This is a genomic window from Vibrio sp. 661, assembly GCF_033339315.1.
In the GTDB taxonomy this organism is placed as follows: Bacteria; Pseudomonadota; Gammaproteobacteria; order Enterobacterales; family Vibrionaceae; genus Vibrio; species Vibrio alginolyticus.
The window spans coordinates 1-12,115 of the sequence record NZ_JAWOUJ010000021.1; the positions used below are offsets into that span (position 1 = coordinate 1).

The 12,115-nt window shown below is 46.4% G+C and carries 6 protein-coding genes; 5 read left to right on the forward strand and 1 reads right to left on the reverse strand.

What is annotated here, in order from left to right; all coding sequences use genetic code 11:
• On the reverse strand, nt 1-6,251 hold a 6,251-nt coding region (locus R7P69_RS21920), incomplete at its 3' end, for a tandem-95 repeat protein (RefSeq protein WP_318121691.1).
• Nucleotides 6,252-6,651: 400 nt separating this feature from the next.
• On the opposite strand from R7P69_RS21920, the gene R7P69_RS21925 reads away from it, so the two are divergent.
• The 5 genes from R7P69_RS21925 (at nt 6,652) to R7P69_RS21945 (ending at nt 12,051) form a co-directional block, all read left to right on the forward strand.
• Nucleotides 6,652-7,962 (forward strand): TolC family outer membrane protein, encoded by a 1,311-nt coding sequence (locus R7P69_RS21925; RefSeq protein WP_017635971.1) that lies wholly within the window; start codon nt 6,652-6,654, stop codon nt 7,960-7,962.
• Between the two features lie 2 nt (nt 7,963-7,964).
• Nucleotides 7,965-8,579, forward strand: coding sequence for an OmpA family protein (locus R7P69_RS21930; protein WP_005377354.1), 615 nt, complete (start codon nt 7,965-7,967; stop codon nt 8,577-8,579).
• 175 nt (nt 8,580-8,754) lie between these two features.
• Complete coding sequence (locus R7P69_RS21935; protein ID WP_005377352.1) at nt 8,755-9,108, forward strand: DUF2750 domain-containing protein; 354 nt, start codon at nt 8,755-8,757, stop codon at nt 9,106-9,108.
• 186 nt (nt 9,109-9,294) lie between these two features.
• Complete coding sequence (locus R7P69_RS21940; protein WP_238951936.1) at nt 9,295-11,265, forward strand: diguanylate cyclase domain-containing protein; 1,971 nt, start codon at nt 9,295-9,297, stop codon at nt 11,263-11,265.
• 87 nt (nt 11,266-11,352) lie between these two features.
• The gene (locus tag R7P69_RS21945) at nt 11,353-12,051 is read left to right on the forward strand and encodes an IclR family transcriptional regulator (protein ID WP_054575004.1); all 699 of its coding nucleotides are present in this window, start codon (nt 11,353-11,355) and stop codon (nt 12,049-12,051) included.
• The last annotated feature ends 64 nt before the right edge of the window (nt 12,052-12,115 follow it).

Below are 12,115 nucleotides of genomic sequence, written 5' to 3' on the forward strand. Positions count from 1 at the left end.
TCCGTAACGGTGTAAGTGATTTCAGCATCGCCATTGAAGTTCTCAGCTGGTGTGAACACCAATTTGCCATCAACAATCTCAACTGTACCTTGGTCACTCGGCACAGACGCTGATTGGATAGACAGCGTATCACCATCGATGTCGGTGTCGTTTAGTAGGACATCAATCGTGACAGCGGTATCTTCTTGTGTTGTTGCCGCGTCATCTTTTGCCACTGGCGCATCGTTCACTGGTGTGACATCGACGTTCACCGTGGTGGACTCACTGACGCCACCGGAGGTAACGATGTAGGTAAAGCTGTCTGCCCCGTGGAAGTTGTCATTTGGCGTGTAAGTGACGCTGCCATCAGGATTGACCGAGACCGTGCCGTTCGCTGGACCGTGATTGGTATCCAGCGACACCACTTTATCGTCGCCTTCGAACGTGTCGTTACCTAAGACCTTGATGATGGTCGGCGTGTCTTCCACAACCGTCGCTTTGTCTGCCACGATGTCCGCCACAGGCGCAACCGTAAAGTTCACCGTTTGGCTAACGCTTTCACCGCTTGGATCGGTAGCAGTAAAGGTCAATGCTTCTGAGCCGTTCCAGTCTGCGGTTGGAGTGAACGTAGCAATACCGTTGACGATCGCCACTTGAATGTTGCTGTTGCCAGAGACACTGAAGCTCAGCTCGCCATCAACATTATCCACATCACTGAAGGCCGTATTCAGATCGATGCTGTATGGCGTAAAATCTTCCGCCAAGGTTTGGTCTGCAATGTTGCTTTCAACCACAGGCGTGTCGTTCACCGCATTCACGGTGACGTTGACCGTTGCTTGGTCAGTCAGTGCACCATCAGTAATCGTGTAAGTAATTTCAGCGTCACCATGGAAGTTCTCAGCTGGCGTGAACACCAACTTGCCGTCAACAATCTCGACTGTCCCTTGCTCACTCGGCACAGACGCCGATTGGATAGACAGCGTATCACCATCAATATCGGTGTCGTTTGGCAGGACATCAATCGTCACTGGCGTGTCTTCGTCAGTAACGGCATTGTCATTGGTCGCCACTGGCGCATCGTTCACTGGCGTCACATCGACGTTCACCGTGGTGGACTCTGATACCCCACCTGACGTAACGATGTAGGTAAAGCTGTCTGCACCGTGGTAGTTGTCGTTTGGCGTGTAAGTCACGCTGCCATCCGGGTTGACCGAGACCGTACCGTTAGCTGGACCGTTGTTGGTATCGAGCGACACCACTTTATCGTCGCCTTCGAACGTGTCGTTACCTAGGACGTTAATTATGGTCGGCGTGTCTTCCACAACCGTCGCGTTGTCTGCCACGATGTCCGCCACAGGCGCTACCGTGAAGTTCACCGTTTGGCTAACGCTCTCGCCGCTTGGATCGGTGGCCGTAAAGGTCAGCGCTTCTGAGCCGTTCCAGTCTGCGGTTGGAGTGAACGTAGCAATACCATTTTCTATTGAGACATTGACATTACTGTTGCCTGAGACGCTAAACGTTAACTCGCCATCCACATTATCCACATCGCTGAAAGCGGTATTTAGATCGATGCTGTATGGCGTAAAATCTTCCGCCAAGGTTTGGTCTGCGAGGTTGCTTTCAACCACAGGCGTGTCGTTCACCGCATTCACGGTGACGTTGACCGTCGCTTGGTCGGTCAGTGCACCATCGGTCACGGTGTAAGAGATTTCAGCGTCACCATGGAAGTTCTCGGCCGGTGTGAACACCAGTTTTCCGTCAACGATCTCAACTGTACCTTGTGTTTCAGGTACGGAAGCCGATTGGATAGACAGCGTATCGCCATCAATGTCGGTGTCGTTTGGCAGAACATCAATTGTCACTGGCGTGTCTTCGTCAGTAACAGCGGTATCATCGTTTGCCACTGGCGCATCGTTCACTGGCGTCACATCGACGTTCACTGTGGTGGACTCTGATACCCCACCGGACGTAACGATGTAGATGAAGCTGTCTGTGCCGTGGAAGTTGTCGTTTGGTGTGTAAGTGACGCTGCCATCCGGGTTGACCGAGACCGTGCCGTTGGCTGGGCCGTGATTGGTATCCAGCGACACCACTTTATCGTTGCCTTCGAACGTGTCGTTATCTAAAACCTTAATGATGGTTGGTGTGTCTTCCACAACCGTCGCTTTATCTGCCACGATGTCCGCCACAGGCGCTACTGTGAAGTTCACCGTTTGGCTGACGCTTTCACCGCTTGGATCGGTGGCCGTAAACGTTAGGATTTCAGAGCCGTTCCAGTCTGCCGTTGGAGTGAACGTAGCAATCCCATTGACGATCGCCACTTGAATGTTGCTGTTGCCAGAGACGCTAAACGTTAACTCGCCATCCACGTTATCCACATCACTGAAGGCCGTATTTAGATTGATGGTGTATGGCGTAAAGTCTTCCGCCAAGGTTTGGTCTGCAATGCTACTTTCAACCACAGGCGTGTCGTTCACCGCATTCACGGTGACGTTGACCGTCGCTTGGTCGGTCAGCGAACCATCGGTCACGGTGTAAGAGATTTCAGCGTCACCATTGAAGTTCTCAGCCGGTGTGAACACCAGTTTTCCATCAACAATCTCGACTGTCCCTTGCTCACTCGGCACAGATGCCGAGTCAATCGACAGCGTATCGCCATCGATGTCAGTATCGTTTGGTAGGACATCAATCGTGACAGCGGTATCTTCTTGTGTTGTTGCCGCGTCATCGTTTGCCACTGGCGCATCGTTCACTGGTGTGACATCGACGTTCACCGTGGTGGACTCCGATACCCCACCGGAGGTGACGATGTAGGTGAAGCTGTCTGTACCGTGGTAGTTGTCATTCGGCGTGTAGGTCACGCTGCCATCCGGGTTGACCGAGACCGTGCCGTTCGCTGGACCGTTATTGGTATCCAGCGACACCACTTTATCGTCGCCTTCGAACGTGTCGTTACCTAAGACCTTGATGATGGTCGGCGTGTCTTCCACAACCGTCGCTTTGTCTGCCACGATGTCCGCCACAGGCGCAACCGTAAAGTTCACCGTTTGGCTAACGCTTTCACCGCTTGGATCGGTAGCAGTAAACGTCAGCGCTTCTGAGCCGTTCCAGTCTGCCGTTGGAGTGAACGTAGCAATCCCATTGACGATCGCCACTTGAATGTTGCTGTTGCCAGAGACGCTGAAGCTCAGATCGCCATCCACGTTATCCACATCGCTGAAAGCGGTATTCAGATCGATGCTGTATGGCGTAAAGTCTTCTGCCAAGGTTTGATCTGCAATGCCGCTTTCAACCACAGGCGTGTCGTTCACCGCATTTACGGTGACGTTGACCGTAGCTTGGTCAGTCAGTGCACCATCGGTGATGGTGTAAGTAATTTCGGCGTCGCCATTGAAGTTCTCAGCTGGCGTGAACACCAACTTGCCGTCAACGATCTCGACTGTGCCTTGTGCTTCAGGTACAGACGCTGATTGGATAGACAGCGTATCACCATCAATATCGGTGTCGTTTGGCAGGACATCAATCGTCACTGGCGTGTCTTCGTCAGTAACGGCATTGTCATTGGTCGCCACTGGCGCGTCATTGACTGGTGTGACATCGACGTTCACCGTGGTGGACTCTGATACCCCACCGGAAGTGACGATGTAGGTAAAGCTGTCTGTACCGTGGTAGTTGTCGTTTGGCGTGTAAGTGACGCTGCCATCCGGGTTGACCGAGACCGTGCCGTTGGCTGGACCGTTATTGGTATCCAGCGACACCACTTTGTCGTCGCCTTCGAACGTGTCGTTACCTAAGACCTTGATGATGGTTGGCGTATCTTCCACAACCGTCGCGTTGTCTGCCACGATGTCCGCCACAGGCGCTACCGTGAAGTTCACCGTTTGGCTAACGCTCTCGCCGCTTGGATCGGTAGCCGTAAAGGTCAATGCTTCTGAGCCGCTCCAGTCCGCGGTTGGAGTGAACGTAGCAATGCCATTGACGATCGCCACTTGAATGTTGCTATTACCAGAAACGCTGAAGCTCAGCTCGCCATCAACATTATCCACATCGCTGAAGGCCGTATTTAGATCGATGCTGTATGGCGTGAAATCTTCCGCCAAGGTTTGGTCTGCAATGTTGCTCTCAACCACAGGCGTGTCGTTCACCGCATTCACGGTGACGTTGACCGTTGCTTGGTCAGTCAGTGCACCATCCGTAATCGTGTAAGTAATTTCAGCGTCACCATGGAAGTTCTCAGCCGGTGTGAACACCAGTTTGCCGTCAACAATCTCAACTGTACCTTGTGTTTCAGGTACGGAAGCTGATTGAATAGACAGCGTATCGCCATCAATATCGGTGTCGTTTGGCAGAACATCAATCGTCACTGGTGTATCTTCGTCAGTAACAGCGGTATCATCGTTTACCACTGGCGCATCGTTCACTGGCGTCACATCGACGTTCACCGTGGTGGACTCTGATACCCCACCGGACGTAACGATGTAGATGAAGCTGTCTGTGCCGTGGAAGTTGTCGTTTGGTGTGTAAGTGACGCTGCCATCCGGGTTGACCGAGACCGTGCCGTTGGCTGGGCCGTGATTGGTATCCAGCGACACCACTTTATCGTTGCCTTCGAACGTGTCGTTATCTAAAACCTTAATGATGGTTGGTGTGTCTTCCACAACCGTCGCTTTATCTGCCACGATGTCCGCCACAGGCGCTACCGTGAAGTTCACCGTTTGGCTAACGCTCTCGCCGCTTGGATCGGCGGCAGTAAAGGTCAGCGCTTCAGAGCCGTTCCAGTCTGCCGTTGGGCTAATGGTCGCGATGCCATTTTCAATCGACACCAACACGTTGCTGTTGCCAGAGACGCTAAACGTTAACTCGCCATCCACGTTATCCACATCGCTGAAAGCGGTATTTAGATCGATGCTGTATGGCGTAAAGTCTTCCGCCAAGGCTTGGTCTGCAATGCTGCTTTCAACCACAGGCGTGTCGTTCACCGCATTTACGGTGACGTTGACCGTCGCTTGGTCAGTCAGCGAACCATCGGTCACGGTGTAAGAGATTACAGCGTCACCATGGAAGTTCTCAGCCGGTGTGAACACCAGTTTTCCATCAATAATTTCGACAGAACCTTGGTCACTCGGCACAGACGCTGATTCAATCGACAGCTTATCACCATCAATATCGGTGTCGTTTGGCAGGACATCAATCGTTACTGAGCTATCTTCCTCTGTAATTGTTGTATCATTAGAGGCAATAGGCGCATCGTTAACTGAGTTTACTGTTACCGAAACTTGAGCTTCATCCTCTAACTCACCATCTGAGATGGTGTAGCTAATCGTTGCATTACCGTTGAAATTTTCAGCCGGAGTGAAAACAAGCTTACCATCGATAATCTCAACGATACCTTGCTCTTCTGGTACAGAAGCAGAGGTAATGATTAAATCATCACCTTCAATATCACTGTCGTTAGCGAGCACATCAATTACAACCAGGGAATCTTCGTCAGTTTGAATCGCATCATTAGTTGCTATTGGCGCGTCATTAACAGGCGTAATATCTAAGTTAGCAGTGCCATTAATAACACCACCATCATCATCAATGATGTCATAGGAGAATGACACTTCAGTGTCATCATCAGCTTCTGGGATGTAAGTCCAAGAGCCATCGCTGTTATCAATTAAGGTGCCATTCCCACTCTCAATAGTGACGTTTGTAATGACAAGAGTATCGGCATCATCAATATTGACATTCGATAGTAATTCTTCAGTAGTTATCGTGATTGGATCGCTATCTTCCTCAACAGCGCTTAATGTCACTGGAGAATTAGTAAGTGGCTTACTTGAGCCATCCCCACTTGTCTCGATACCTGTTGTGAAGAAGTCATTTAAGGTCAACGCTTGTGTTTCAGATAAGCCGAGGGATTCTAGGCCAATAGTTTCAAAGTTTGTTGAGGCTAGCACTTCAGTACCATCTCGTACAATCGTGGCACTATTTTGCAAACTGGAGCCACTATTTTCACCCGCTGCAGGTGCGAGTTCTTCATCAATAGCAGAAGGGTCTTGACCTTGCTCAATAGCACTAATAATCTGTGCTACATCGTCTGAAATATCTTTTAAACCTTGCTCTTGAGCAAGCTGAATTTTCAGGTCTTGAGGCGCAGCATCTGTCATTGCCACTATCACTTCACCTGGTAGAGGCTGCTGTCCTTCTGCAAGGACTCTCAGCTGCCCATCCAAACCTATTACGACGACTTGATTACCGAGTGGCACTAATGCTGTACGATCCATATAAACCTTAACCCTAAATAACTGTCAAGTTTTTGACTAACAATACTAATTTGCTATATATTGCCCGAATATATAGTGCAATAACAGCAATTTGATGCTCAATAAAGTAATTATGTGTCATACATCAATAAGAATCCAGATGCATAAGTGTTTTATTTTATTAAAATCTGGACTCTCGTTTCTAGCCATTACCTCCATGTTTAATTTGAGATCTTAATTCAATTTTTAGGCAGATTTAGTAGGTTGATTTATCAAAATTGAAACAAATGAACAGCGAATCAACAGGTTACTTCATCGCATATTAATGTTATTGTGCGCTAAATTATTGACGCCCTTATAAGTATTCCACTTATAAGCCCTATCACCTCGAGAATTTTTACCATTATCTAGGAGAATCACAGTGAAGTGGACTCGTGCCAACGCCTTTTGTATTGGTATGTTCACCGCTAGTCATGCTTTTGGGCAAACGCTAGAGCAAGCGGTTGAAAACACATTAAAAACCAATCCTGACATCAAAAGTGCGTTCAATGAATTCGTTAGCAAGCAGTATGTGAATGAAGCATCTGGTGGTGCTTACCTCCCATCCGTAGACTTAGATGCCGGTATCGGTTACGAAGGAATCAAACCCGCAGAGTCAGGGCGAGATTCAACCGATCTGACAAGAAAAGAAGCCACCGTGACACTAACCCAGCTAATATGGGATGGCTCAGCGACACTTAATGATATGGATCGAACAGCAGCTGATGCTGAATCGGTCCGTTATCAACTTCTAGCTGATGCCCAAGACACCGCTCTAGAGGTCGCGAAAGTTTATTTAGACTCAGTAAAAGCTTATGAAATTCTTACACTTTCCGAGAATAACTTGAAAGTGCATAAGAAGATCTATGAAGACATTAAAAAGCGAGTTAACTCAGGTATCGGTTCTACAGCAGACCTAACCCAGGTAGAGGCTCGTTTAGCAAAGGCTCACGGTAACTTGGTGGCAGCTCAGAACAACTTATATGACAGCCACACCACCTTTACACGCCTTGTCGGACAGTCACCACAAGGATTGATTTTCCCAAGAGCGGACCAAAACTTTATTCCCTACACCATCGATGAAGCGATTGACTTGGCATTCGAGTCACATCCAGTAATCAAAATTTCGGTAGCTGATGTGGACTCTGCAAAGTTCCAATACAAGCAATCTAAGGGAACTTACTACCCAACGATATCGGTAGAAGCGGCTCAAACATGGCGTGATGATGCAAGCGGTATCGAAGGAAGCAGCGAAGAGACAACAGCAATGTTACGTATGCGTTACAACCTCTTTAACGGTGGTAGTGACGTAGCCAACGCTGAAAGTTTTGCCTACCAACTAAATAAAGCAAAAGACCTAAGAGAACGTGCATACCGCCAAGTAGAAGAAGGTCTTCGTCTATCTTGGAGTGCGTTAGATTTAACACTTCAACAAAAAGAGTTCCTAGCGGATCACGTAGATTCGGCCTCTGAAACTGTCATCGCCTACGAAAAGCAGTATCGCATTGGAAAACGCACTCTGCTGGACTTGTTAAATACTGAAAACGAACTTTTCGAAGCAAGAAAGAACTACTTGGATGCTCGATACTCAGAGCAGTACGCCAAGTACCGCGTTATGAACGCGACTGGCCAATTGTTAAATGCCTTGCGTGTCGATGTACCTACAGAATGGAATGAAAAGGTGGAGTACTGATCATGAAACCAGTGAAGATTCTATTTGCATTGGGTATGCTCGCCATCACTCAACACGTTGTTGCTGAAGACGAATATGAGTATCGTCCTGTACCAAATGCAGAACAAATAGCAGATTTGCAAGATGACGATAACGATGGTGTCATCAATGCTCGAGATATGTGCCCAGGTACACCTGAAGGCTCAGAGGTCGACAACGACGGTTGTGGAGAATACATTAAAGCATCAGATAACATGCAAGTGCGGATACTTTTTGCTAACGACTCTGATGAGATCAATCCAGTCTTCAGAAGACAAGTCCGAGAGCTTTCCGACTTTTTAAAAGAGTACCCTACTACTTCGATAGAGCTGCACGGCTATGCTAGTAAAGTTGGTGGTTCAAAGCACAACCAAGATCTTTCTGAAAGACGAGCACGCAATGTCCGTGAAGCCCTACTAAGCTACGACATCGAACCGAGTAGAGTCCGCATTGTTGGTTTTGGTGACACTCACTTAGCACAACAAGGGACCGATGAAGTCAGCCATGCTTTAAATCGTCGAGTAACCGCATCAGTCGTTGGTTACAAAGGCGAGATAAAAAGAGAGTGGACAATATTCACAACTCTTCCAGAAAGGTAAAGTACCTGTTTTTGTCTGCTCTGCAAGCATAAAGCAAACAAAAACGAGTGAATACTTAACCTCAGAAAAGGAGCTTCGGCTCCTTTATTTTTACTCATTTCGACAACCGTATTATGCTTTAGGAATCGGCACTTTAGTGTTACTCTAGCCACGTCATACCAACGAGAGTTTTGAAATGAGCAAACTTACATCAGATATCCAAGCGAACCTTGACCTTTTTGTTGCAGAAACGAAAGAAAACCAATTGGTTTGGGGTTTACGCAATGAAGAAGGTTGGCTATCTTGCGATTCAACCGAATTCGAAAACAGCGAAGTCATGCCTTTCTGGTCTTCTAAAGAAGATGCAGAAGCACATAATGTTGAAGAATGGGCAGATTTTACTGTACTAGAAATCCCATTAGATATCTTTGTTGAAGATTGGCTTTTGACTCTTGCTGAAGATGGTGTTCTTGTTGGAACTAACTGGAACGATCAGTTAGAAGGCAAAGAAATGGAGCCTCAAGATCTAGCAAAGCTTTACATTGATTAAAGATTTCTGACCTCAACTTTATGTTGAGGTCTTTCTTTTTATGCCTCTTCTTTCAATATCTCGACCAAGTGCATAGTTTTACTACTCTTTTTCTTAGTACACCCAACTTAATCACAACGCTGATGCGTTAAAAGCGCTATGATAACTCAACTTTAAAGGCACCTTAAATTAAAGGCTCGTTTAAACATGCGCGTGCTCTATCCCTTGCTTGCGTCACTTTTGCTCACTCCAGTATATGCAAGCGACACTCAAGATATTGAACCAAACCAAAATATCACACAGTGGCACTCTGTCTACCAAACTACACTACGAAGCAACCCTGAGTCGGCATTGAGCATGCTTCAAGATCGCTACCATACAGCGAAATCGGACAGCGAAAAGCTCTACGTAAGTGGATTGATTTATGAATATATGTCAAACATAAATCAGCCTTACTACGGCAGCAGTCAAGTCTTAGACAACCCTTTTTCTCAATTAGAATCAGAATATATTCTTGCCTTAAATGAACGTAAGCATGGTAGTTACGAGGCCTCAGTAGATAGCTTTTCTTCTTTGCGACAGACAATGAAGAAAATATCCGATTCCGAAGGCAAGGCTCTGATGAACTATCAACTTTGTTATACGCTGAATCAACAAGGTCGTTATCACAAAGCAAACTTTTATTGCTCATCCTTAGAGAGCCACTTAAATCATAAGCATCAAGAAAACTTCCCTGTTGATCTTGCTTTGCGCGTAATAGCAAATAACTACAATTACCGCGGTGACTATGAAAAAGCCTTAAGTTTGTATCGACAGTTGATGGCCAACATGTCGACGCAAAGCGATCCTTCAGGGATTTACAATGACGTCGGCAATTTACTTGCAGAGCTGGGGCAATTTGAACAATCAGAGCAATATCTCATTCAAGCCCTACTGGTTCGCCAAGATGAAGGGACACCTCTTGAAGTTGCACAAGTCGAACATAGTCTAGGAGCGATGTACAGAAAATCCAAAGAACTCGATAAGTCCATCAGCCACTACAAAAATGCATTAACGATTCTCGAACAACTTCATTATCCATACGGGCAAGGGTTGACCTATTTAGGGTTATCTGCTGCTTTGGCCGATTCTGGGCAATTGGATACCGCGGTAGATTACATTGGAAGAGCATTAAACATTGCCCAAACTTATGAGAATACGCACCTTGAAACAGAGGGTCATTTGGCTGCTGGATTGGCATATTTAAAGAACCATACACCCGAAAAATCGATTGAACACGGTACAATTGCGTTAAGATTAGCGGTAAAAAACGCTAGGCCCTTATTGCAAGCGCAAGCCCAATTACTCCTCTCAAAAGCATACCAAGCTCAAAATGATTACAAAAAGGCACTGGAGCATCACAAGGCCTACTCGACGATTGAACTAACGAACCGAGACGCGAGTAATATCAAGGCGTTAGAGGCACTAGATCTCACTAAAAAAGAGTATGAATATGATCTACAAGTCGCGCAGTTGAACAACGAAACTTTTCTAAGTCAGTACCAGTTTGAAAAACTCACAGACCAACAACGCACTTATAATTTTGTTGTTTTCTGTTTATTGATTCTCCTCGCTCTGGCATTGATGGTTCAGCGACAAACACGCTTAAAAGCCAAAATAGACAGCTTAACGTGTGCATTAAACAGAGCGGCAATTATAGAGACGATTAAAAGCCAAACCTCCAAAGCGGAAGGAGACTTCCGCTACGTTCTAGCATTAATCGATCTAGATGACTTTAAGGCGATTAATGATCAGTACGGTCATTCGACTGGCGACTTAGTACTACAACAGGTATGCAAAGCGCTTAAAACTAAACTTAATAAGGGAGAGTACTTGGGTCGTTTAGGTGGAGAAGAGTTTATCTTGCTATTGAAAAACGTCGATGAGATTGACGTTCCCTTTAGAATACAAAGTCTGCATAAAACAATTTCAGAAAAGAGTGTACATTCGCTTAATAACCATCAATTGAATATATCTGCGAGTCTGGCCTATCTATCAACCTCAATGCCACTCACCAACTTTGATGAGCTCTATTCGATATTAGACCAAGCGTTATACAATGCTAAGAAGCAAGGAAAAAACTCCCTTGTGGACGCATACAACGAGCCGATCAGTTTAAGTGCTGAGTATATTCTCTAATAAAGCCAAACCACCAGCGTAGTGGTTTGTTATAGGTGGAAGCATCAGTAAGCCATTCAGATGCAACACCATCATCAAGGAGTCTTTGTGCCCAAGGCAAGAAAAAACATTCAGTCTCTAGAGCGAGGTTTTCTAATCCTCGAGTTGCTCTCGATGAGTGAGTCTCCCCTATCATTACAGACGATCAGTAATGCGATCCAGTTAAATAAGACGACTGTTCACGGGTTACTTGCGACTCTACACTCTCTTGGATATGTATCCAAACACAACCATAGCTACAGCCTAGGGTTTAGATGCTATGAACTGTCTAAGCCGATTGAACAAAAAAACGAAGCTATCCGACAACATTTTGTTCCATTGCTGAAAAAAATGGCCCAAGTGACTAACAACACAGCTTACCTCGCTGTACAAAGTGGCGCTAAAGAGTACTTGTATATCGATGCTATAGAGCAGGATAACCCTCTTACTATCCGTAGCCCGAGAGGGAAACGAGAAGGACTCACAACATCTGCGATCGGCAAAGTTTTTCTTAGTTTTGATGATGAGCTTCGTCGAACATTACGCCTTGAAAACCAAATATCCCCCACGTTAGAAACTGAACTTAATCAGGTTGTATTATCAGGTTACGCACTCGATTTAGAAGAGGCAGAGCCAAACCTCAATTGCTTAGCGATCCCCCTTTACTTGGATGGTAAGGTCGTTGCTGTTGCAGGTGTTAGCGGTGCTGCCTCCGAACTGACGGTCACTAGGCTAAAACACTTTGCCAGCATCTTTCTCAAATTTTAAGATTTGACAATGTCGAATCCTAGGCCATTTTTATACTGTTTTGATTACATGCTTATACGTCGCC

Bases quoted from the DNA above. Each gene is read 5' to 3' on its own strand.
- R7P69_RS21930 (WP_005377354.1), top strand. From the start codon at position 7,965: ATGAAACCAGTGAAGATTCTATTTGCATTGGGTATGCTCGCCATCACT.
- R7P69_RS21940 (WP_238951936.1), top strand. From the start codon at position 9,295: ATGCGCGTGCTCTATCCCTTGCTTGCGTCACTTTTGCTCACTCCAGTA.
- R7P69_RS21935 (WP_005377352.1), top strand. From the start codon at position 8,755: ATGAGCAAACTTACATCAGATATCCAAGCGAACCTTGACCTTTTTGTT.